The organism is Halorubellus sp. JP-L1 (genome assembly GCF_011440375.1).
In the GTDB taxonomy this organism is placed as follows: Archaea; Halobacteriota; Halobacteria; order Halobacteriales; family Natrialbaceae; genus Halorubellus.
Window position 1 is genome coordinate 440,295 of sequence record NZ_JAAOIR010000001.1, and the last position, 22,225, is coordinate 462,519.

The window sequence follows — 22,225 nt, forward strand, 5'->3', positions numbered from 1 at the left end:
GTCAGGTCCGGTATGGTCAGCGAACTCTTCGACCCGGATCGGTGGGAGGCGACGGCGTTGAACGACGAGTTCAGGGACGTCACGTACCATCGCGGCACCGACGTCGGCGCGGTCCGCATCGCGTTCGACCGGCCGGAGGTGCGGAACGCGTTCCGCCCGGGGACCGTCGACGAACTCTACCGCGCGCTCGATCACGCGAAGCGCCAGACGGACGTCGGGTGCGTGCTCCTCACCGGGAACGGGCCGAGCCCGGACGACGGCGGATGGGCGTTCTGCTCGGGCGGCGACCAGCGCGTCCGCGGCGCGGACGGTTACGAGTACCGCGAGGACGACGCCGACCGCGACACGGCGAGCGACGCGGGGCGCCTGCACATCCTCGAGGTCCAGCGACTCATCCGGCACATCCCGAAGCCCGTCGTCTGCGTCGCGCCGGGGTGGGCGGTCGGTGGCGGGCACAGCCTCCACGTCGTCTGCGACATGACGCTCGCGAGCGCGGAGCACGCGAAGTTCAAGCAGACCGACCCGGACGTCGCGAGCTTCGACGGCGGGTTCGGGAGCGCGTACCTCGCGAAGCAGGTCGGCCAGAAGAAGGCCCGCGAGGTGTTCTTCCTCGGGAAGACGTACGACGCCGCGGAGGCCGCCGACATGGGGATGGTGAACGAGGCCGTCCCGCACGAGGACCTCGAGGACGTCGCGCTCGACTGGGCGGAGGAGATGCTCGGGAAGAGCCCGACGGCGATGCGGATGCTCAAGTACGCGTTCAACGCGACCGACGACGGCATGGTCGGCCAGCAGGTGTTCGCGGGCGAGGCGACGCGGCTCGCGTACCAGACCGACGAAGCGCAAGAGGGCCGGGACGCGTTCAACGAGGACCGCGACCCCGAGTTCGGCGACTTCGAGTACCACTACTAGCCAGCCGTCGGGGTTCGTCGCCGTCGCCGCCGTCGTCGCCGTCGTCGCCGTGACCGCCGTCGCTGTCCGCGGTTCGCCGCCCGCGGGTCCCTCGAGCGACCGTCTTCAGATCGCGAGTTAACGGTGTGATTTATGTCGGCGAGGGATGAAGTGCTCGGCTAGTGAGCGCTAACTGTGAGGGATGATGGCACGGCTGACGGCGCGTCGTCCGTGCTGGTCGTCGCCCCCACACCGACGATCGCGGCCGGTACCGACGCGGAGGCCGAGGGCGAACCCGACGACCTCCGGTTCGATCACGCGAGGAGTCTCGAGACGGCGCGGCACGTGCTGGCGTCGGGGACGCGGGACTGCGTCGTCGTCGACGGGTCGCTCCTGACCGACGACGGGTCCGGGTTCATCGACGACGTCCGGGCGCTCGCCCCCGGGTGTCCCGTCATCCTCCTCGCCAGGGGCGACGGCGTACTACCGGACGAACTCGTCTCGAAGGCGACGACGATAGTCGAGACGTCCGCCGGCGGAGAGAACGCGTTCCTCCTCGAGAAGGTCCGTTCGACCGTCCGGAGCACCGAACCGTACGACGACGGCCACCAGATGTATCGAGCGCTCGTTGAGACCGCCCGCGACGGCCTCTACCGGCTGGATGCGACCGGCGAGTTCGTGTACGCGAACGAGTCGTTCGCGGAGATGCTCGGCTACGAGCGCGCCGAACTCATCGGCAGTCACGGCTCTCGCCCGCTGGTCGACGGCGAGCTCGAACGCGGTCAGCGCGTCATTCAGCAAGTGCTGGCGGACGAGGACCGGGAGAGCGAGATCCTGGACATGGAGATGGTGACGAAGGCGGGCGATCGGATCGTCGTCGCCGTCCACTTCGTCGTGCTGACGACGGACGACGGCGCGTACGACGGCGTGATGGGCGTCGTCCGAGACGTGACGGAGCGCCGCGAACGTGAGCGCGAACTCGAGCGCAAGAACGAGCGACTGGACTCGTTCGCGTCGATGGTCAGTCACGACCTCCGGAACCCCCTGAACGTCGCCACGGGTCGACTCGAGTTGGTTCGGGACGCGATCGATCACGCGGACCTCGAGGAGATCGCCGTCTCGCTCGATCGGATGGACGCGCTGATCGAGGACTTGCTGACGCTCGCGCGCGCCGGCAAGCGCGTCGACGACGTGGAACCGGTCGCGCTCGCGTCGGTCGCCGAGGCCTGCTGGCGTAACGTGGCGACGCCGGAGGCGACGCTCGCGGTCGAGTCGGCGCTGACGCTGCGCGCCGACCCGAACCGGTTGAAGCAGCTGCTGGAGAACCTCGTGCGGAACGCGCTGGAGCACGGCCGCCGGGACGCTCACGTCGTCGTCAGCGACCTCGACGACGGGGACGGATTCTACGTCGCCGACGACGGCCCGGGAATCCCGGTCGAGGCACGCGAGGACGTGTTCGACGCCGGGGTCTCGACGAACGACGGCACCGGGTTGGGGCTGGCCATCGTCGAGGACGTCGTCGAGGCGCACGGCTGGTCGATCGTCGTGACCGACAGCGAGTCGGGCGGTGCGCGATTCGAGATCTCGGGCGTCGCGATCGGTTCGACGTGAGGCGTTCCCGTGACCGAGGGCGGGTCTCCCGTCTCCCGAGTCGGTGCTATCGTCGTTTCACCTTGCCGAAGGCACTTACCCGACTCGCCGGAACGAACGCGTATGCGATTGCCCTCCAACGCGGCGCTCGCGGTCCTGGCGGCCGTCGCGCTCGTCGCGACCGCTGGCTGTCTGACCGGACCGCTCGGTGCCGGTACGGACGCGACCGATTCCACGGACTCGACCGGAGCGGACACGAGCGAGCCGGACACGGAACGGACGACGAACGACGACCGTCACTCGAGCGACACTGGGTCGAGCGACGGGACCAGCGAACGGAACGACGTCCGCGTGTGGGACGCCGACCCCGGTGACGCGCCGGACCTCGCCGCCGACCTCCCCGACCCCGTCGCGTGCGACGGCGCCTGGGTGAGTTACTGGGGCACCGGCCAGGAGGGGATGCTCTGGGACGAGGACGGCCAGCTCCGCGTCGGCTGGACGGTGCCCGGGAACCAGAGCATGCTCTTCGTCGGGTTCGAGAACGAGACCGCCGTGGGGTACGATCACGTCCAGTACGAGCAGAGCGTCACCGCGGACGGTGCCGGCGTTCCCGTCGACGACGACAGCGGGACGGGGCGGTACGCGGTCGTCGCGATGCTCGACGTGAACGGGAACGGCAAGTACGACCCCGGGACGGATCGACCGTGCAGCGACGACGAGCGCGGTATCGAGACCACCGGCTGGCTGTGGGTGGACTGGGACGCCGACGACTGACGCCGACGACTGGTGTCTACGCTGCCGGCGCCGACCGTCGGTTCACGCAACGCGCGTCCCTCCCGGACCCTCAAGTCCATGGTAAGTGTTAACATTACTGTCGTCGTCTCTCAGCTAGGTGTTCGAATCGCCGAGTCGTCGCCCCGGCATCGCCATCGTCGTCGCGAACGCCACCAGATCACCACCATGGGACGAACAATCGCGACTGGGGACGCGCGGAGCAGCGAATCGCGAGGCGCATCCGACGACCGCGGGCGCCACCACCGACGGGGACGCCCGGCAGGCCGACCAGCCCGGACGGCGGCGGTACTCCTCCTGGCTGCCGGGGTCGTGCTCGTCGTCGCCACCATAGCGGCCGTCGCCCGACGAACGTATCACCCGTACCGCGGCTGTTGACGCGCTGACTGGCGGACCACGCTCGGAGCGGCGATCGACTTCCCGCAGGACGGACGACCGCGGGACGAACGGCCGTGACTGCCCGGCGTCGAAGGCCAACGTTTTGGTGCGAGCGCCCCGGAGACGGACGTAATGAGTACGGAAGCGGTCTCGCGACGGAAGGCGTGGGTGATGGCGGCGCGGCCGCAGACGCTCCCGGCGGCGGCGGCGCCGGTCGTCGTCGGGTCGGCGGTCGCGGCCTGGGCGGGCGCGTTCCAGGCGCTGCCCGCGATCGCAGCGTTCGTCGGCGCGGCCCTCATCCAGGTGGGGACGAATTTCGCGAACGACTACTACGACGCCGTGCAGGGCGCGGACACCGCCGACCGCGAGGGATTCACGAGAGTCACGGCGGGCGGCCTCATCGAACCGGCTGAAGTCAAGCGCGCGATGCTCGTGACGTTCGCGCTCGCCGTCCTTTCCGGAACCTACCTCGTCTACGTCGGCGGCGTCCCGATCCTCGTCGTGGGGATCGTGAGCGTCGTCTGCGGCGTCGCGTACACGGGCGGCCCGTACCCGCTGGGGTACAACGGCCTCGGCGACGCGTTCGTGTTCGTGTTCTTCGGACTCGTCGCCGTCACCGGCACGTACTACGTCCAGGCCGCGGCCGTCGCTGCGGACGCCGTCGGCTACGGCCCGCTCGCAGTCGGCCTGCCGCCACTGCCCGCGCTCGGACTCGCCGTCCTCGCGAGCCTCCCCATCGCGGCGATCTCGACGAACATCCTCGTCGTGAACAACGTCCGCGATCGCGAGGAGGACGCTCGGACGGGGAAGACGACGCTCGCGGTCGCGTTCGGGTACGCGTTCGCGCGCGCCGAGTTCCTCGCGCTGCTCGCGCTCGCGTACGCCACGCCGCTCTACCTCTGGGTCGGCCGCGGGCTCTCGCCGACGGTGCTCGCGCCCATGCTCTCCGTCCCCCTCGCCGTCTCCGTCGCCCGCACCGTCACGAACGAGACCGGCGGCGACGCACTGAATCCCGCCCTGGAACGCACCGGGCAGCTGCTCGCGCTGTACGCGGCGCTGTTCGCGGCCGGATTCGTTGTCGCGGGCCAGGGTGGCCTCTCGGGTGCGACCGACCTCGTCGCTGCAGCGGACCTCGCGAACGCAGCGGGGGGAGTCTGAGATGGACGCCGAGTTCCGCGAGTTCGCGGTGTCGCTGTCGCGGCCGCTCGCGACGGCGAACGGCGAGATCACGGACCGCGAGGGGTTCCTGGTTCGCGTGAGCGACGGCGAGCACGAGGGGTTCGGGGAGGCGACGCCGCTCGCGCAGTGGACGGAGTCCCACGCCGAGTGTCGGGGAGCGCTATCCGACGCCGTCTCGCGACTGCAGGACGACGAAGCGGCGTTGCGCGCGGACCTCGACCGGAACCCGGCCGCGCGTCACGGGGTCGCGCTCGCGCTCGCGGACCTCCGCGCGAAGCAGCACGACCGCCCGCTCTACCGGCTGCTCGGGCGACGGAGCGAGCGCGAGTGGGTGCCGGTGAACGCCACCGTCGGCGACGCCGCACCCGACGACACCGCGGCGGCCGCGGAGCGCGCGGTCGCGGAGGGCTACGAGACGGTGAAGGTGAAGGTCGGCACGCGCGGCGTCGAGCGCGACGTCGAGCGCCTGCGCGCGGTCCGGGACGCCGTCGGCGACGACGTCTCGCTCCGTGCTGACGCGAACGGCGCGTGGGACCGCGAGGAAGCAGAGCGCGCGCTCTCCGGGTTCGCCGACGCCGGCGTGCGCTACGTCGAGCAGCCGCTCCCGGCGGACGACCTCGCCGGCATGGCCGCGCTCCGCGGCGGCCCGGTGGGCGTGGCGGTCGACGAGACGCTCGCAGCGCACTCCGTCCAGCAGGTCCTCGACGCCGGGGCGGCGGACGTGCTCGTGCTGAAGCCGATGGCGCTCGGCGGCGTCGAGCGCGCGCGCCGCGCCGCGGTCGAGGCGCGCGAGGAGAACGTCGCGAGCGTCGTGACGACGACGATCGACGCCGTCGTCGCGCGCGCCGGCGCGGTCCACGTCGCCGCGTCGCTCGCGGGCGTCCTGTCCTGTGGCCTCGCGACCGGAGACTGGCTGTCGACCGACCTCGGACCGGACCCGTGCTTCGTCGACGACGGCTCCGTCCGCGTGCCCCAGGAGGCCGGCCTGGGCGTCCATGCGGTCTGGGAGGACGACGATGCCTGACGGCGACGCAGACGCCGGCCAGCGACCGGCCGGCGGGTCGTGGCCGACGACGGACCTCGTCCGGGCGCGCGCCGACGCCACCCCGGAGCGCGAGGCGCTCGTCGACGCGCCGACCGGCGAGTCGTGGACGTACCGGGAACTCGACGCGTGGGTCGAGCGCGTCGCCGCGACGCTCGCCGGTGACGACCCTCTCGGCGGCGACCGCTCGGACGCTGCGGGACCGGCGCGCATCGGCGTGCTCTCGCACCCGCGACCCGAGGTGGTCGCACTCCTGCACGCCGCGTGGCGGACCGGCCGGGAACTCGTCCCGCTTTCCGTCCAGCTCCCGCCCGCTGACCTCGCCGACCAGCTGGCTCGCGCGGACGTCGACGTCCTCCTCGCGGACGCTGACGCCCGGTCGCTCGCCACCGACGCAGTGGACGATGCGGCCACGCTCGCAGACCTCGTCGTCCGCGCGCTCGAGGACCTCACGCGGACGGAGACCGACGCGTCGGAACCAGGCGCGACCGGGCGGGCATCCTACGCGGTCGAAGGCGACGACGTGCCCGTGACGCTCATGACGTCCGGGTCGACCGGAGAGCCGAAGGCGGTCCGACTGACCGTCGGGAACCTCGTGTCGTCGGCGACCGCGTCCGCGTTCCGGCTCGGCGTCGCGCGCGGCGACCGCTGGCTGTCGCCGCTCCCGACGTACCACATGGGCGGGATAGCACCGGTCGTCCGCTGCGCGCTCTACGGGTCGACGGTCGTCCTCCAGCGCGAGTTCGACGTCGACGCGACCGCAGACGCGCTCGCGGCACACGACGCGACCGGCGTCTCGCTCGTCCCGACCGCACTCAAGCGACTTCTGGACGCGGACTGGCGACCGGACTCGTCGCTCCGGTACGTCCTCCTCGGTGGCGCGGCCGCCGACGCCGACCTCCTCGCGCGCTGCGAGCGCGCGGCCGTCCCGGTCTATCCGTCGTACGGGATGACCGAGACCGCGTCCCAGATCGCGACCGCGACCCCCGAGCAGGCGTTCGCGGACCCGGAGACCGTCGGTCAGCCACTCGTGAACACGACCGTCCACGTCGTCGACGCCGGAGGCGACGCAGTCTCGCCGGGCGAGGTCGGGGAACTCGTCGTCTCCGGGCCGACCGTCACGCCCGGCTACCTCGACGCCGCCGCAGACGACGCGGACGCAGGTCGGAACGACGCCGCCGCAGACGACGCGGACGCGGGTCGCGACGACGCGTTCTCCGGGCGCGGGTTCCACACGGGCGACCGCGGGTACCGCGACGCCGACGGCAAGGTGTACGTCACGGGGCGCGTCGACGACATGATCGTCACCGGCGGCGAGAACGTCCAGCCCGCCGTCGTCGCCGACGCCCTCCGGGCGCTCCCGGCGGTCGCGGACGCCGCCGTCGTCGGCCTCGACGACCCCGAGTGGGGCGAGCGCGTCGTCGCACTCGTCGTCCACGACGCGGACGCGGACGCGAACGCCGAGAAGGAAGCGAAGCGGGACGCCGAAGCAGTCCGGGACGCGGTCAGCGACGCCCTCGCCGACCACGAGGTCCCGAAGACCGTCGCGTTCGCAGCCTCGATTCCACGGACGGCGTCCGGCACCGTCGACCGCGACGCGGTCCGGGAGCGAGTGGGCGAGGACTGACTATCCGTCGCTGGGCGACAGTTCCGCCTGGAGTGCGGCTCCGAGCTGGCGTGCGGCGACGCCCGTCCCGACCAACAAGAGGGGAACGATCGCCGGAGCGAGGAAGACCACGCTGACGCCGGCCAGCGGGAGGCCGACCACGGCCGGGAGCACCGCCAGGGCACCACCGAGGACGCCGGCGGTGCGCGGCGGGAGCGTCGCTCCGGCGCCGACGAGCGTGCCGGCGGTCACCAGGCCCGTCCAGCCGAGCGCGAGCCACAGCTGCTGGTCGAGGACGACGGCCGCGGTCACCGCGACGAGCGCCGTCGCCCCGACGGCACCGGCCCACGCCGAGAACCGCGCATCGGGGTCGGATCGCGCGCCGACGGCGAGTCCGACGAGTGCGACGCCGAGGTACGCGAGGACGCCGGCGGCGATCGGCACCTCGGGGAGGAGGTCGTTCTGGTAGGTCGTGAGGACGTACCGCGTGTCGTCCTCGACGACGACGTACTGGCTCCGGTCGACGCCGTACTCGAACTCCTCGGGGCACGCGTCGCCGGTGACCGTCACGGAGCCGTAACCGGATTGCGCTCGGTCGAACGCGCGCTTCGCGTTCGGGGACAACTCGTCGTACTGGAGGACCGGCGCGTCTGCCGCGACGTCCGCGGCGTCACTCGCCGGGTCGACGTGGTTCGCGCACTCTCTCGGTTCCTGGAACTGGAGCAAGAGGGCGGGACTGCCGAGCAGCGCGAGACCGACGAGGAGGGCGACGAGCGCGGGACGGGCGACGTTCACACGTTGGAGTCAGAGACCATCGATAAGTGCTTTCAGGTCGCTGTCGTGACTGCTGGTCCGTCGCGAGCGCCAGCAGACGAACGGTTCTCCGTCGACCCGGCAGCCGTCGACGGGCACGGGTCGTCGGTGTCGACCCACGCTCCACGCTTAAGTCGCTCGCGCGTCTATTCGCGGTCGTGTGTACGTTGACGTTCGCGTGGCGCGCGTTCGAGGACGCGCCGCTCGTGGTCGCGGCGAATCGCGACGAGGCGCTGGACCGACCGTCCGTCGGTCCCGCTCTAATCGAGGGTGACGACGGCGACCCCGCCGTCGTCGCGCCGCGGGACGAGGACGCCGGCGGGACGTGGATCGGCACGAACGAGGACGGCGTGTTCGTCGGCATCACGAACCGCTGGACGGACGCGGACCTCGCCGGCGAGCGCTCGCGTGGCCTGCTCGTCCGTGACGCGCTCGCCGAGCGGTCCGCCACGGCCGCGACGGCCGTCGTCGAGGACGCGGTCGCGCACGACGAGTACGACGGCTTCAACCTCGTCGTCGCGGACGCCGACGACTGCAACTACCTCGAGTGGGACGGCGCGCTCGCCGTCGAGCACCTCGAACCCGGCGTGCACGTCGTCGTGAACGTCGGCAAAGTCGACGACTTCGAGATTCCCAACGAGAGGCGCGAGTACGGCGAGCGACAGGCGGAGAACGCTCGCGCGGTCCACGACGAACTCCGGGGACGACCGGGGGAGACGGCCGAGGAGTGGCGCGAGCGCGCCGCCGCGGTCCTCCGCGACCACGACTACGGCGTGTGCGTGCACGGCGACGGCTACGGGACGCGGTCGTCGTCGCTCGTCCGCGTCGGGGACGCGTTCGCGTACTGGTTCGCGGACGGTCCGCCGTGCGAGACCGACTACGAGCGCGTGAGCGCCTCCTTCGAGAACTGACGCACAAAGAGAACGGTTTCGCCCGGGTGTCAGTTCGGGTCGGGGTCGAAGATCTCGTCGTCCTCGGGGCCCTCTGCGCGGACGACGGCCATGGCGCCCTTCCGCGCGACCCGCGAGAGCGCGTGGTCGACGAGCTTGAAGTCGCCCGGCACCGGGAACGACATGTGCGTGACGCAGGAACTCCCGGGCGCGACCGGAAGCGTCTGCACGTACCGCTGCGGGTCGTTCGCGAGCGCGCCCTCGGCCCAGACCTCGTCCCAGACCGAACCGATGGCGTGGAACGAACTCGTGAGGTTCGGACCGCCGACCGCGTAGAACACGCGAGCGGTGTCGCCCGTCTGCACGTTCATCTCGTCGTGCGTGTCCGGCGTGATCGCGTACTTCTCGCCGTTCATCAGGACGTACGTCGGGTCCTCCGCGGCCATCGACGCGAAGTCGAACTCGTGGTGGCCCTCCTCGCCCGCGCTCCCTTTCGTGTAGACCTCGTGCTGGCCGAGGTAGAACTCGTGGTCGACCGCGGGGAGGCCGTCCTCGGGTTCGACGACGATGAGACCGAACATTCCCGCGGAGATGTGGTAGTCGACGTTCGCGACCGCGCAGTGGTAGACGAACGCGCCCGGGTACGTCACCTCGAACCGGAGGCGTTCGGTCTCGCCGGGCGCGACCATCGTCGCCTCCGCGCCGCCGCCAGGGCCGCGGGTCGCGTGGAAGTCGACGTTGTGCGCCATCGAGTTGCTCTCCGGGTTCCGGATGGTGAGGTCGACCGTGTCGCCTATACGCGTCCGGACCATCGGGCCCGGGATCTGGCCGTCGAACGTCATGTACGTGAACGTGACGCCGTCCTCGACCTCCGCGACGACCTCCTTCGTGACGAGTTCGACCTCGACGGTCGCGGGCTCGTCGCGGTCGATCTGTGCGGGGACGTCCCGCGGGTCCGCGGCGACGCGGTCGACGTCCACGGACTCGGCCGCCGACAGCGACTCCTCTCCGACCGAGGTCGGGACTGCGGTGAGGTCGTCGCGCTGTACCCCGCCGATGGTGCAGCCGGCGAGCGCCGTCGCACCGGTCACGCCGACCCCTTGCAGGAACCGCCGTCGCGTCGTGGTCTGAGTCATTGGCTTGTGTCCTCGACTCGTACTTGGCGCAGCACACAGATAGACCACCTCGACGGTTTCCTGGCCGTGAGAAGCGTTCTAACGGAATGAGAAGGACGTCCCGTCGTTATCTCGACGCGTCGCCTCGTTCGAGACGTGAACGACAGTGCACCCTACTGACTCATCAACGCGAGGCATCGACCGGCGGGCGTTCATCGGTGCGGTCGGGGCGAGCGCGACGGCGGGTGCGCTCGCGACCGGGCCGTCGGCGGTCGGCGCCAGCGAGACCGAACCGGATCTCGAGGAGTGGTTCGCGAACGCGGACAACTACGACGGCGTCGCGAACAAGACGGGCCTCGACGAGGTCGTGGTCGAGGTCGGGACGGACGCGAACGGCGGCGCGTTCGGGTACGGACCGGCGGCGATCCGCGTCGACCCGGGAACGACCGTCGTCTGGGAGTGGACGGGCGACGGCGGCCAGCACGACGTCGCCGCGACCGACGACTCGTTTGGGTCGCCGCTCACGGACGAAGCGGGTGCGACGTTCGAGCACACGTTCGAGGCGGAGGGAACGACGACGTACTCGTGCACGCCCCACGAGGCGATTGGGATGAAGGGTGCGGTCGTCGTCGGCGACGCCCCTGCGGGCACCGCAGCCGATAGCGTGGAGCCGGACTACGGCGACTGGTTCGCGGACGTGGACAACTACGAGTCGACCGTGGACGCGCGCGGCACTGACGAGGTCGCGGTCTCGGTCGGTGCCGAGGGCAACGGCGGCGCGCTCGCGTTCGACCCGCCCGCGGTCCACGTCGACCCGGGGACGACCGTCGTCTGGAAGTGGACGGGCGACGGCGGCACGCACGACGTCGCGGACGCCGACGGCGACTTCGCGTCCGAGGCCGCCGCGGACGCCGGCCACACGTACGCAGTTACGTTCGACGGTGCCGGCATCAGCAAGTACCGCTGCACGCCGCACGAGGGCGCGGGGATGAAGGGCGCGGTCGTCGTCGGCGAGTACAGCACCGCCGGCATCACCGTCGGGCCGGAGGTCCTCGGCGTCGGCGGCAGCCTCCTCGCCGCGGTCCTCTCGCCGATCGCGTTCTACGTGTTCCTCGTCGCACGCGGCGTCGGCGGTCGTCCGCCCGTGGGACGGTCGTACCGGCCGGGCGACGAAGACGCGCCGTTCGACCGGGAGACGGTACCGCGCCGTGACGACTCCCGGGACGACTCCGCGTACTCGGGCCGCACGTCCTGACGCTACCCCAGCCGTGGTCGTCAGTCGCTGACCGCCGTCCGGGTCGACGCGCCGACCTCGGGTGCGGGCTCGTCGACGTCGACGTGGCCGTCCGCGCGCACGGTGACGGTCCGGTCCGCGTAGGTGAACGCAACGGCGCCCTCCGCCATCCCCTCGACGAGCGTCTCCAGCCCGTCGGGGTCGACCGCGTCGTACAGGGGTGGCAGTTCGAGCGCGTCACTGTCCGTTGCGTCTGCGACGCTCCGTACGATTCTCGTGGTCACCGACTCCGTCGTGCTTGCCATGGTTCGCCATTCCACCGACGGGGCTTAAGCCTCAGTCAGACAGGTATCTGACGGGCGATAGTAACGGCTCTATACGGTGTCGAAGCAGGAAGGATCCGCGACGCGAGTGGCGACCCGCGAAGGTGACATTTATGCCGCGTCCGCTACTTCGTTCCAACGAATCCATGTCCGGACACCAGTCGCCGAGGTGGTGCGCGTGAGCGTCGCCGCAGAGGAGGAACTCACAGACGACGAGCGCGCGGGTCTCGAACTCGTCCGTGAGACGGGAGGCATCCACCAGAGCGACTTCTGGAAGGAACTCGGCGTCTCCTCGCGAAAGGGCTCGCGCGTCGTCGAGAGCCTCGTCGAGAAGGGCCTCGTCGACCGCGAGGACACCATCTACAACGGGCACAACACGTACTACATCTCGCCGACCGCGCGCGACCTCGAGTTCTCGCTGTTGATGGCCGGGGACATGCTCTCGCCGTTCATCGGCGAAGAGGAAGTCAACGGGAATAGCGACGCCTTCTCGCAGTGGATCATGAACCTCGCGTACGAAGAGTGACCGCCGTCAACACGACGCCGTCCACAACCGCGTAGCGAGTCAGGCCGACGCCGACGACGCCGAGTCCCGTCGTACCCGCATCCGTTCTGCGTCACCGTCGACCCGCCCGCTAGCGTCGACTCCACCGACCGGTGCCGCGCGGGAATCGGTCGCCGGGGTGGCCTCGGCCATGCGGTTCGCTTCGGGTGTCGGATCCGCCTCGGTCGTCCGGTTCGCTTCGGTCGTCGCGTTCGTCTCGTTCCCGGCCGTGGCGTTCGTGTCGTTCGTCTCCTGGACGACGTACTGCTGGCCGACCATCGGGTCGAGCAGGCTGTCGACGGGCGCGTAGTCGTCCGTGAGAACCGGGACGTCGCTCGTCTTCGGTGGGTCGCGGTAGTTCCGGATCTCGCCTTCGAGGTCGATCCCGATGTCGCGGCGGTCGTTGCGCGCGAGCAGCGCCGCCTCGTCGAGGCGCGTCTCGTTCTTCGTCGCGACGACCTCGACGTTCTGGACGACGGCGCCGCCGACGGTCGGGAATGTGTACACAGCGCCGAACGCGCTGTCGATCGTCTTGTACTCGGCGCGGTAGAACTCGGAGGCGGGGCCGCTCGGCGCGCTGATGAGGTTCGTCAGGAGGACGCCGTCCTCGTCGAGGCGGTCGCTCGCGAGTTGCATGAACTCCTGGGTCGTCAACTGGAACGGTACCTTGTCCTTCTTGTACGCGTCCAGGACGATGACGTCGTACGTGCGGTTCGTCTGCCGGAGGTACTCGCGGCCGTCGGCGTTGTACACGCGGAGGTCGTCGGACTCCTCCAGCCGGAAGTACTCCTCGGCGACCGAGATGACTTCGGGGTCGATCTCGACGACGTCCACGGTCGCGTCGTACTCGTTCGCGAACCGCTTCGGGCCAGTGAACCCGCCGCCGCCGACGAACAGGACGCTGTCGACGTCGTCTGTCATGAGCATCGTCAGGTGGAAGTACCGCGTGTAGTCGAAGACGTGCCGGTTCGGCGCGGACTTGTCCATCGCGCTGTGCTTCTGGCCGTCGAGGTAGAGCGTGCGCGTGTCCCCGCGGTCAACGACGCGGAGTTCCTGGTACGGCGTCTGCGTCTCGTAGACGACCGCGCCGTCGATAGAGAGGCCCGCCGCGCCGCCGCCGATGGCGGCGACGAGGAGCGCGAGCGCGAACCCGGTCGCGGCGACGTTCTCGCGCGTCAACCCCGGGAGGTGGAGCGCGACGGCGGTCGCGACGGAGACGACGCCGAATACGAACGCGATCGCTTCGACGCCCAGCGACGGGATGAGGACGAACGTGGTCGCGAACGCCCCGACGATGCTCCCGACGGTCCCGAGCGCGTACACGTGCCCGGAGGCCGCCCCGAGGCCGTCCTTCTCGGAGAGTTCTGCGGCGTACGGACTCACGTACCCGAGGAGGTACGTCGGCGGCCCGAACAGGAGCGTGATCGCCGGGAGCGATGCGAAGCGACTCGGGAGCGGGACCGTCCCGAGGCCGCGCACGAGCGCGTCGCCGAGCACGATGAGCGCCGCGACGTACACCGCGGTGAGGAGGAACACGCGCGCCATGCGGCCGTTCGTCGCCCGCCGCGCCGCTCGCTTCCCGCCGCGGTAGTAGCCGTAGCTGAGCGCGGCGAGGAACACGCCGATGATGCTCCCCCACGTGTAGATGCTGCTCCCGAACTGCGGCGCGATCATCCGCCCGGCGAGTATCTCGAGGCCCATGCTCGTGACGCCGGAGACGACGACCGCGAGCTCGGGCTTCGTCGGCCGAACCCGCTCGAGGACGGGACCGTCTGGCATATCCGGAGCGACGGGGTGCGTGGAGTTAACTCTAGGACAAGCGGCGGGGTCGAATCGGCCGTTGCGTCGAGAAATCGACGGGGAAGCGGGGCGTCCGTGCGGGCTCGTCGTCAGGCGGTCGGCGTGGTGCGTTCGACGAGGACGAACGGGTCGCGGTCGCGATTGTAGTAGGAGACGTCGCCGTCGATGGCCTCGATGATGCGACGATGGACTTCGCGGGCGGCCCGTCCCTCGTCTGGCGAGAGGTTGTGTTCGCGGCGGAGTCGGGACCAGAACTGGTCGTCGAGCCAGTACAGGGTCTCGTCGTTGGACTGGTGCAGTTCCTCGCCGAGGTCGGCGAGTTCGTCCGGGCCGTACTCGCGGCCGGAGAGCTGTGCGCGGGCGAGGACGGCGACGAGTTGCCGACGGGAGACCGGGGCGTGGAGGGCGACGTCGTCGACGAGGTCGCCGAAGTACGCCTCGACGAGGTCGCACGCGCGGGAGAATTCGCCGAATTCGACGTCGGTATCCTTCGATAGTTTCATTGTTTTGTCACCTCTTTGCGTGGAGGGGTCGGCTCCAGTACGTCAGTACCGGGAGAACCCATTTAGTCCTTCGCTCGATTTCGAGACGTGAGTCGTCCGGATGCCGGGGGTTTCAGTGGTCCGACGGCGGGTTCGGGGCGTGTCGCCGGTCTCGGTCGGGCGAACGAACCGACCGCATAACTGTCACGGCCCTCAGGTCCGTTCGCTACAGCGCGATTCGCATCGGATGATTGAGACGGCATGGTAGTTCATGCAGCCAGGGCGACTCAACCGTGGCGCGACTATTCGAGCGCGCTCGCCGCGCGGATCGCCGTCGCCTCCTCGAACGCCGGCGCGACGAACTGCATCCCGACGGGAAGGCCGTCCGTCTCGCCCGCGGGCACCGACACCGCGGGGAGGTCCGCGAGGTTCACCGGGACCGTGTTCGCGTCCGCGAGGTACATCTGGAGCGGGTCCGAGAGGCTCTCGCCGAGCTCCATCGGCGGCACCGGCATCGTCGGACTCGCGAGCACGTCCACGTCCTCGAAGGCCGCGTCGAAGTCCTGTTTCACCCACGCGCGAGCGTTCTGCGCTTGCTTGTAGTACTTGTCGTGGTAGCCCGCCGAGAGCGCGTACGTCCCGAGGAGCACGCGGCGCTTGACCTCCGCGCCGAACCCTTCCTCGCGCGCCTCCCCGAAGACCTCGTTCCAGTTCCCGTCGTAGCCGCCGGAATGCCCGTACCGGACGCCGTCGAACCGCGCCAGGTTCGAGGAAGCCTCCGACATCGCGATGACGTAGTACGCCTGGACCGCGTACTCGACGGACTCGAGTCCGACGTCGACGACGTCGACGCCCTGCGCGCGGAGGTCGTTGAGCGCGTCCTCGAACGTCTCGACCACGCCCTCGTCCGCGCCCTCGACGAGTTCCGTCGGGACGCCGACGGTCATCCCGTCCACGTCGCCGTCCGCTGCTTTCGCGTACGGTTCGTCGCGCTCGGGGTCGCGCGTCGTCGCGTCCTTCGCGTCCGGGCCGCCGATGACGTCGAGCACGGCCGCAGCTTCCTCGACGGTCGGCGCCAGCGGCCCGATCTGCTCGAGCGAGTTCGCGTACGCCACGAGGCCGTAGCGGGATACCACACCGTACGTCGGCTTGATGCCGGCGACGCCGCACCACGCGGCCGGACAGCGAATGGAGCCGCCCGTGTCCGAGCCGAGTGCGACGTCGGCTTCGCCCGCCGCGACCGCCGCGGCGGACCCACCGGAGGAGCCGCCGGGGACGTGCCCGGGCGCGACCGGGTTCTCGGTCGCTCCCCACGCGCTCGTCTCCGTCGTCGTCCCCATCCCGAACTCGTCCATGTTCGCTTTCCCGACGATGGTCGCGCCCGCGGCCTTCAGCCGCGAGACGACCGTCGCGTCGTACGGCGGCACGTAGTCCGCGAGCATCTCCGACCCGCAGGTCGTCCGCACGCCCTCCGTCGAGATGTTGTCCTTCACGGCGACGGTCGTGTCAGCGAGCGGCCCGTCGTCGGCGCCCTCGACGACGTCCTCGGTGACGAAGACGTTCTCGCTCATGAGACGTTCGGCCCCTTGAAGTGGCCGTCCTCGGTTCCGTCCGCGTTCGAGAGGGCGTCCTCGCGGTCGAGGCAGTCGTGGACCTCGTCGGGTCGCATCACGTTCACGAGGTCGGGGTCGCGGTCCACGTCCGGTACCTCGTCGAGTGCGTCGAAGTACTCGAGGATGTCCGCGAACTGGGCCGCGAAGTCGTCGACCTCGTCGTCGTCCAGGTCGACGCGCGCCAGCTCCGCGACGTGCCGGACGTCTGCTGTAGTGGCGACGTCGTCGCTCATGCCCGAACCCACTCCGCTGTGCGGAGTAAGGGTTTCGATACCGACCCCGAGAACGGGGTCGCTGGACGCGACCAACCGGGAGAGAGTGACCGATTCCAGCCGAACGAACGACCCCGTATGCGACAATTCTTCATCGAAACATAGTTTCGTTTGAGGATTCACGAAGATTCCTACGTATCTGGCCAATGCGTTTAAGTCGTCATGGAGAGGACGGTATACAGAGAGCCTCGGTTTTTCCAATCGGCTCACCCTCCCCCATCCACGATGACAGATACCACCATCCGGCGCCGCGAGACCGAACCAGCGCGTTCGGAGCAGCACGAAGAGCGAAGCGAGGACGTACTGGAGTGCCCCGAGTGCGAGGGGCAGCTCGTAAGCGACGAAGCCCAGGGCGAGACCGTCTGCGCGGACTGCGGGCTCGTGGTCGACGAGGACGCCGTCGACCGCGGCCCGGAGTGGCGCGCGTTCAACGCGAGCGAGAAGGACGAGAAGTCCCGCGTCGGCGCCCCGACGACCAACATGATGCACGACCAGGGGTTGTCGACGAACATCGGCTGGCAGAACAAGGACGCCTACGGCAACAGCCTCTCCTCGAACCAGCGTCAGAAGATGCAGCGCCTGCGCACCTGGAACGAGCGCTTTCGCACGCGCGACTCGAAGGAACGCAACCTCAAGCAGGCGCTCGGCGAGATCGACCGCATGGCCAGCGCGCTCGGCCTGCCGAAGAACGTCCGCGAGACCGCCAGCGTCATCTACCGGCGCGCACTCGCCGAGGACCTCCTGCCAGGTCGTAGCATCGAGGGCGTCGCCACCGCGAGCCTCTACGCCGCCGCCCGCCAGGCCGGCACACCGCGCAGCCTCGACGAGGTCGCGAACGTCTCCCGCGTCGAGAAGGACGAGATCGCGCGCACGTACCGGTACGTCGCCCGCGAACTCGGTCTCGAGATCGAACCCGCGGACCCCCTCCAGTACGTGCCGCGGTTCGCGAGCGAACTCACGATGAGCGACGAGGGCGAACGCCGCGCCCGCGAACTCTTGGACGCCGCCAAGCGCGAGGGCATCCACTCCGGGAAGTCCCCCGTCGGTCTCGCCGCCGCCGCCGTCTACGCCGCCAGCCTCCTCGCCAACGAGAAGGTCACCCAGAAGGAAGTCTCGAACGTCGCGAACATCAGCGAGGTCACCATCCGCAACCGCTACCACGAGTTGCTCGAAGCCGCACAACCCGTCTAGCGGCCCCCCCCGGTTTCGTCTTCTCGAGGACGGCCGGTCGATGCGACGACCTACAGTACTTTCTCGCCGTGGTCGAACGTCACGAGGAGCGCGAGCGCGACCGCGCCGATCGTCCCGACGACGAGTCCGACGACGAGGAGCGCGTCGTCGAGGCCGCCGCCGCAGTCCTGGACGAGTACCAGGTCGGCGTCGTAGACCGTCCCGTCGTACCGCAGACTCCGGTTCTCGAGGTGCTCGCGGTAGGCGGCGCGGTCGACGAACGCGGTCTGGTTCGATTCGACGGCGCGCTCGGCGACGTCCGCGAGTGCGGACGGGAGCGACGACGCGTCGACGACCCGCTCGTCGGTGGCGTTCTCGCCGACGAGTTCCCTCGTCTCCAGCGCGTAGTTGTCCGTGCAGCCAGCGGGCGCGGCGACGCCACCCGTGAACACGACGGCGCCGACGACGAGCGCCGCCGCGGCCGCGTAGTGGAGGACCGTGAGCGGCGGTCCGAGGTCGTCGCGGTAGAGCCAGAGGAGGACGACCGCGAGCGCACCGAGGGTCGTCGCGGCGGCCCCAGCGACGAACAGGACGTCCTCGAGGAGCCCGCCACAGGCCTCGACGACGACGAGGTCGGTCTCGTACGTCGTCCCCTCGAACCGGACGTTGCGGTCCTCGAGATGCGTCTTGTACGCGGCCCGCGTGACGGTCGCGCGCTCGCCGGCGACGGTCCGGTTCACCGCGCCGCGGACGTCGGCCGGGAGCGCGCTCGCGTTCACGACCGACCCGTCGGCGGACGTCTGGTCGGACGTCTCACCGGACGAGACGGCGGTCGCGTCCAACGCGTACGTTCGGTCGCAGCCGACCGACGGGGCGAGTCCAGCACCGAGCGCGAGGACGCCGACGAGGAGGACGACGGCGGCGACGTAGTGACGCTTCACGGTCGGACTCGTGGGCGGGAGTACCATTTGCGTTTCGTCAGCGGGTCGGGTCGCCGGAACCGACTCGCACCTGCGGAACTCAGCGGTCTCCGTCCCGGAGCCGACTCCGGACGTACGCGGTGACGTGGTCGTCCTCGCGGCGCTTGAACCCGGCCTGGCGGGCGAGCCGATCGAGTTCGCGGCCGACGAGGCTCCCGTACTGGACGGCCTTCTTCTCGCGGAACGCGACGCCGTCGGGCACCCACTCGCGGGCGGCGAGCCGGAGCGCGAACTTGCGTTCGCCCCGTTCACTGACGAGGAGGTCGCCTTGGAGCGAGCGGGCGGCGTCGATCACGCGCTCGTCGAGCAGCGGCGCGACCGGTGCGACGTCGGCGGCGTCGAGCGCGCGGACGTCCCGGTCGAGCTGGTCGGTGAGCGTCCGCAGCATCTCGTCGCGCGCACCGCGAACGGTGTCGGCGTCGACGCGCGGGTCCGTCGGCGCCTTCGCGACCTTCGCGTACCCGCCGAACAGTTCGTCCGCACCCTGGCCGACCGCGAGCCGGTCGTGGCCGTCCGCGGCGACGCGCTCGGCGACGAGGAGGAGCGGGAGCGCGATCTGGACGGCCATCGCGTTCTCGCGGCCGATGGCGCGCGCGACCCGCGGGACGGCGTCGGCGAGCGCGTCGTGGTCGAGTTCGACGACCGTCAGGTCCACGTCCATCGCTCGCGCAGCCGACCGGGCGGCCCGGACGTCGTGACTCCCCGGGAACCCGACGACGTAACACGGCGCGTCGAACAGACCGGCGACGAGCGCGCTGTCAACGCCCCCGGAGAACGCCACCGCGAGGCTCCCGTCGGCGCCGCCGCGGGCGTCATCGTCCGCGTCACCACTCGGTACGTCCTCCGCGGCCGCACGAATCGCCTCGCGCACCCTCTCGACGGCCTGCTCGCGATCCGCGACCGCGTCCGGAGCGGGACGCGCCAGCGCGCGCTCGACGGCGGCGACCGCGTCCAGCGTGCCGGACTCCCCGTCGTCGCTATCGTCTCCGGGAGCAGCGACGTCGTCTGGAGCGTCGTCCGGCGTCACAGGAACTCGGCGATCCGGTTCTTCACGCGGCGCTTCGCGCCGCCGGCGGCCTGCCGGAAGCTGATGCGCCACGGCGTGCGCTTGCCCTCGACGGTCGTGTCGCCGCGGCGGATCGCCGAGAGGATGGCGTCGACCGTGCGCTCCCCGCCCGTGTCGACCTTCGTCACCGCCTGGCCGACCATCTCGGAGATGTGCGCGTCGCTCCCCGCGGTCCGCGGGAGTTCGAAGTCGCGCGCGAACCGGTCGGCTTGCCGGTTCGCGCGACCCGTGAGGAGCCGCGAGTTGTACACCTCGATCGCGTCCGCGGTCGCGAGCGTCGTCCGGTCGATGTTCGCCATCACGCCCGACCGCGACTCCTGGAACGGATGCGGGACGACCGCGATCCCGCCGAGTTCCCGGACGTACGAGAGGGTCTCCTCGAAGGACAACCCCGGAGGGACTCGCTCGCGGACGCCGAGCGCGAGCACGTGCCCGGCGGCCGTCGTCACCTCCATGCCGGGGATGCCGATCAGGCCGTACTCGCCGGCCTTCGCGGCGGCGTCGAGGCTCGCGTCGATCTCGTCGTGGTCCGTGACGGCGATGGCGTCGAGTCCCACGGCCTCGGCTTGCTCGAGCAGGAGTTCGACGGGGTCTCGCCCGTCGTAACTCATCGCCGAGTGCGTGTGTAACTCGACCGATAGCACGCGTGACCGTTACTTGGGGCCAGTAAAAAACAACTCGGTTACCGCCCGGCGGGACGAGTGGCGCGACGTCGAGTTCGGTTCGCGGACGCGACCCACTCTCGGCGACGTCGGCCTCACGTGGTGGAGGTCCGCGAGGCGGACGCGCTCCGGGATGCGCCGTAGGTCTCCGCGAGCCACGCCCCCCACGTCGGACCGGGTGCGTCGTCCGCAGAGATTTTGTCGGTGTCGTCGCCGGACGGTCCGCAGGTGGCGTCGCCGGCGCGGAACGCGCTCGCGACGGCGCCCGGAATCGGCACGCGGACCACGAGCCGCCGGAGGGCACGAGCCTGGCGGTACGCGGCAGCGATCTCTCGGACCGAGAGCACCTCGGGCCCGCAGACGGGCGGGACGCGACCGCGCGCCTCCGGCGTGGCGTTCGCGACGACTGCGTTCGCGACCGCTCGGGCGTCCACGGGCTGCACGCGGAACTTCGTGGGGAGCGGCCACACCGGCGAGCGCGCGACCAGTCCCAACAGCTCGTCGAGGAACTGGTGGAACTGCGTCGCCCTCACGACGGTCGTCGGGACGGCCGCGGCCTCGACGAGTTCCTCCGCGGCGAGCTTGTGCCGGTAGTACGAGTACGGGACGTCCTCGATGCCGACGATGGACGGGTAGACGACGTTCGAGACGCCCGCCTCGGTCGCCGCGTCGAGGAGCCGTTCGGTGCCGTCGACGTCGACGGCCTCGGTGTCGCCGGTCGGTGCCGTCGCCGCGTGCACGACGACGTCGACGTCAGCGACGGCGTCCGCGACGCCGGTGCCGTCGGCGAGGTCCATTGCGACCCACTCGACGAGGTCCTCGTTCTCGAATCCGCTCCCGTCCGCGGGTGGCGAGCGACTGGTCGCTCTGACGTCGTGGCCGGCCTCGCGGAGTCGCGGGACGAGCGCGGCGCCGAGCGTTCCCGTGGCGCCGGTGACGAGCGTGCGAACCATGTAACTCGTCGTTCGCGCTCGGGGACCGAGTGTCGACTGCCGGAGTGCTCTGGTGGGTTCAAGTGCCTGGTGGACGAACGGTGAAAGATGCAGTCGGTCAGGGTCACGTTGACGGCGAACGGTCGCGAGGCCGAGATCCACCCGATGTTCGACGTGGTGGCGAACGCGTCGTTCGTCGAGTACGCCACGGCGATGCAGTGGAACCTCTCCCCGTCCGGGTTCGGCATCCTCCACTACGTCGAGGGCGACGTCGAGGCGTTCGAGGACGCGGTCGCGGACGTCGCCGTCGTCGTCGACTACGCGCTGGAACCGGTGACGGACGACGCGTTCTACGCGTACGTCCGGGACGAGGCGACGCCGGGGCTGCGGGCGATGCTCGACCCGCTGGAGAACGGCGGCGTCGTGGTCGTCCCACCGGTCGTCTACCACGGGGACGGAACGGTGACGCTGTCCGCGTTCGGCCCCTCGAGCGAACTACAGGGGCTCGTCGAGCGGACGCCCGCGCCGCTTTCGGTCGAGGTGGAGGCGGTCGGGTCGCTCGGGTCCATCCACTCGCTCGTGGACGCGCGGCTCTCCACGCGCCAGCGCCGCGCCGTCGAGATCGCGCTCGAACTCGGGTACTACGAGGTCCCGCGGGAGGCGACCCACGAGGACGTCGCCGCGGCACTCGACTGCGCGCCGAGCACGGCCGCCGAGCACCTCCGGAAGGCCGAGTCGACGCTCCTGCGGTCCGCGCTCGCTCGCACGTAGTCGCCAGAACCGAGCGCTGCGCTCGCGGCCGATGCACACGTTCGTGGACATGGAAACGCATTTACTGGGGGTCGATGTAC

Annotated in this window: 21 protein-coding genes and 1 pseudogene; 11 read left to right on the forward strand and 11 right to left on the reverse strand. The window is 70.5% G+C overall.

Annotation, left to right across the window (positions count from 1 at the left end):
• Positions 1–12 precede the first annotated feature (12 nt).
• From G9C85_RS02220 to G9C85_RS02245, 6 genes and pseudogenes are all read left to right on the forward strand, one after another.
• Positions 13–912, forward strand: coding sequence for a 1,4-dihydroxy-2-naphthoyl-CoA synthase (locus tag G9C85_RS02220; protein WP_166036530.1), 900 nt, complete (start codon positions 13–15; stop codon positions 910–912).
• 174 nt (positions 913–1,086) lie between these two features.
• Complete coding sequence (locus G9C85_RS02225) at positions 1,087–2,502, forward strand: PAS domain S-box protein (protein WP_166036531.1); 1,416 nt, start codon at positions 1,087–1,089, stop codon at positions 2,500–2,502.
• Positions 2,503–2,604: 102 nt separating this feature from the next.
• Entirely contained in the window at positions 2,605–3,255 is a 651-nt protein-coding gene (locus G9C85_RS02230) for a hypothetical protein (protein WP_166036532.1), read from the forward strand.
• Between the two features lie 528 nt (positions 3,256–3,783).
• Positions 3,784–4,734, forward strand: a pseudogene (locus G9C85_RS02235) (1,4-dihydroxy-2-naphthoate polyprenyltransferase); the annotation flags it as partial.
• Between the two features lie 76 nt (positions 4,735–4,810).
• Positions 4,811–5,854 carry a mandelate racemase/muconate lactonizing enzyme family protein gene (locus tag G9C85_RS02240; RefSeq protein WP_166036534.1) on the forward strand — a complete coding sequence of 348 codons (1,044 nt, stop codon included), beginning with the start codon at positions 4,811–4,813 and terminating at the stop codon, positions 5,852–5,854.
• Positions 5,847–7,499, forward strand: coding sequence for a class I adenylate-forming enzyme family protein (locus G9C85_RS02245; protein WP_166036535.1), 1,653 nt, complete (start codon positions 5,847–5,849; stop codon positions 7,497–7,499). Before G9C85_RS02240 ends, G9C85_RS02245 begins: the two co-directional genes overlap by 8 nt.
• Here G9C85_RS02245 and G9C85_RS02250 read toward each other — a convergent pair whose 3' ends face one another.
• On the reverse strand, positions 7,500–8,273 hold the full coding sequence (locus tag G9C85_RS02250) for a hypothetical protein (protein ID WP_166036536.1): 774 nt from the start codon (positions 8,271–8,273) through the stop codon (positions 7,500–7,502).
• A 176-nt stretch (positions 8,274–8,449) separates the two neighbouring features.
• On the opposite strand from G9C85_RS02250, the gene G9C85_RS02255 reads away from it, so the two are divergent.
• On the forward strand, positions 8,450–9,202 hold the full coding sequence (locus G9C85_RS02255) for an NRDE family protein (protein ID WP_166036537.1): 753 nt from the start codon (positions 8,450–8,452) through the stop codon (positions 9,200–9,202).
• A gap of 29 nt (positions 9,203–9,231) precedes the next feature.
• Here the strand turns inward: G9C85_RS02255 and nirK are convergent, their stop codons facing one another.
• Positions 9,232–10,317 carry a copper-containing nitrite reductase gene (gene nirK / locus G9C85_RS02260; RefSeq protein ID WP_166036538.1) on the reverse strand — a complete coding sequence of 362 codons (1,086 nt, stop codon included), beginning with the start codon at positions 10,315–10,317 and terminating at the stop codon, positions 9,232–9,234.
• A gap of 145 nt (positions 10,318–10,462) precedes the next feature.
• Here nirK and G9C85_RS19180 point away from each other — a divergent pair, with 145 nt between their 5' ends.
• A complete protein-coding gene (locus G9C85_RS19180; protein ID WP_369680758.1) occupies positions 10,463–11,551 on the forward strand; it encodes a halocyanin domain-containing protein in 1,089 nt (362 codons plus the stop codon).
• Between the two features lie 20 nt (positions 11,552–11,571).
• Here G9C85_RS19180 and G9C85_RS02270 read toward each other — a convergent pair whose 3' ends face one another.
• Entirely contained in the window at positions 11,572–11,835 is a 264-nt protein-coding gene (locus G9C85_RS02270; protein ID WP_166036539.1) for a HalOD1 output domain-containing protein, read from the reverse strand.
• A gap of 196 nt (positions 11,836–12,031) precedes the next feature.
• Between G9C85_RS02270 and G9C85_RS02275 the strand changes: the two genes are divergently transcribed.
• Entirely contained in the window at positions 12,032–12,379 is a 348-nt protein-coding gene (locus G9C85_RS02275; RefSeq protein WP_166036540.1) for a MarR family transcriptional regulator, read from the forward strand.
• Between the two features lie 39 nt (positions 12,380–12,418).
• On the opposite strand, the gene G9C85_RS02280 is transcribed toward G9C85_RS02275, so the two are convergent.
• The 4 genes from G9C85_RS02280 to gatC form a co-directional block, all read right to left on the reverse strand.
• A complete protein-coding gene (locus G9C85_RS02280) occupies positions 12,419–14,176 on the reverse strand; it encodes a fused MFS/spermidine synthase (RefSeq protein ID WP_166036541.1) in 1,758 nt (585 codons plus the stop codon).
• Positions 14,177–14,286: 110 nt separating this feature from the next.
• Positions 14,287–14,700, reverse strand: a complete 414-nt coding sequence (locus G9C85_RS02285; RefSeq protein ID WP_166036542.1) for a hypothetical protein — start codon at positions 14,698–14,700, stop codon at positions 14,287–14,289.
• A 281-nt stretch (positions 14,701–14,981) separates the two neighbouring features.
• Positions 14,982–16,250, reverse strand: coding sequence for an Asp-tRNA(Asn)/Glu-tRNA(Gln) amidotransferase subunit GatA (gene gatA / locus G9C85_RS02290; protein ID WP_166036543.1), 1,269 nt, complete (start codon positions 16,248–16,250; stop codon positions 14,982–14,984).
• Positions 16,247–16,525, reverse strand: a complete 279-nt coding sequence (gene gatC, locus G9C85_RS02295) for an Asp-tRNA(Asn)/Glu-tRNA(Gln) amidotransferase subunit GatC (RefSeq protein WP_166036544.1) — start codon at positions 16,523–16,525, stop codon at positions 16,247–16,249. The genes gatA and gatC overlap by 4 nt, the downstream gene beginning before the upstream one ends.
• 264 nt (positions 16,526–16,789) lie before the next feature.
• Here gatC and G9C85_RS02300 point away from each other — a divergent pair, with 264 nt between their 5' ends.
• On the forward strand, positions 16,790–17,755 hold the full coding sequence (locus G9C85_RS02300) for a transcription initiation factor IIB family protein (protein ID WP_166036545.1): 966 nt from the start codon (positions 16,790–16,792) through the stop codon (positions 17,753–17,755).
• 50 nt (positions 17,756–17,805) lie between these two features.
• Here G9C85_RS02300 and G9C85_RS02305 read toward each other — a convergent pair whose 3' ends face one another.
• The 4 genes from G9C85_RS02305 to G9C85_RS02320 all read right to left on the reverse strand — a co-directional run bounded on the left by G9C85_RS02305 (position 17,806) and on the right by G9C85_RS02320 (position 21,395).
• On the reverse strand, positions 17,806–18,675 hold the full coding sequence (locus G9C85_RS02305) for a hypothetical protein (protein ID WP_166036546.1): 870 nt from the start codon (positions 18,673–18,675) through the stop codon (positions 17,806–17,808).
• A gap of 79 nt (positions 18,676–18,754) precedes the next feature.
• Positions 18,755–19,813, reverse strand: a complete 1,059-nt coding sequence (locus G9C85_RS02310; RefSeq protein ID WP_166036547.1) for an asparagine synthase-related protein — start codon at positions 19,811–19,813, stop codon at positions 18,755–18,757.
• The gene (locus tag G9C85_RS02315) at positions 19,738–20,424 is read right to left on the reverse strand and encodes a PHP domain-containing protein (protein ID WP_166036548.1); all 687 of its coding nucleotides are present in this window, start codon (positions 20,422–20,424) and stop codon (positions 19,738–19,740) included. Before G9C85_RS02315 ends, G9C85_RS02310 begins: the two co-directional genes overlap by 76 nt.
• A 113-nt stretch (positions 20,425–20,537) precedes the next feature.
• Positions 20,538–21,395 (reverse strand): SDR family oxidoreductase, encoded by an 858-nt coding sequence (locus G9C85_RS02320; protein ID WP_166036549.1) that lies wholly within the window; start codon positions 21,393–21,395, stop codon positions 20,538–20,540.
• 87 nt (positions 21,396–21,482) lie between these two features.
• Here G9C85_RS02320 and G9C85_RS02325 point away from each other — a divergent pair, with 87 nt between their 5' ends.
• Positions 21,483–22,145 carry a helix-turn-helix domain-containing protein gene (locus G9C85_RS02325; protein ID WP_166036550.1) on the forward strand — a complete coding sequence of 221 codons (663 nt, stop codon included), beginning with the start codon at positions 21,483–21,485 and terminating at the stop codon, positions 22,143–22,145.
• The last annotated feature ends 80 nt before the right edge of the window (positions 22,146–22,225 follow it).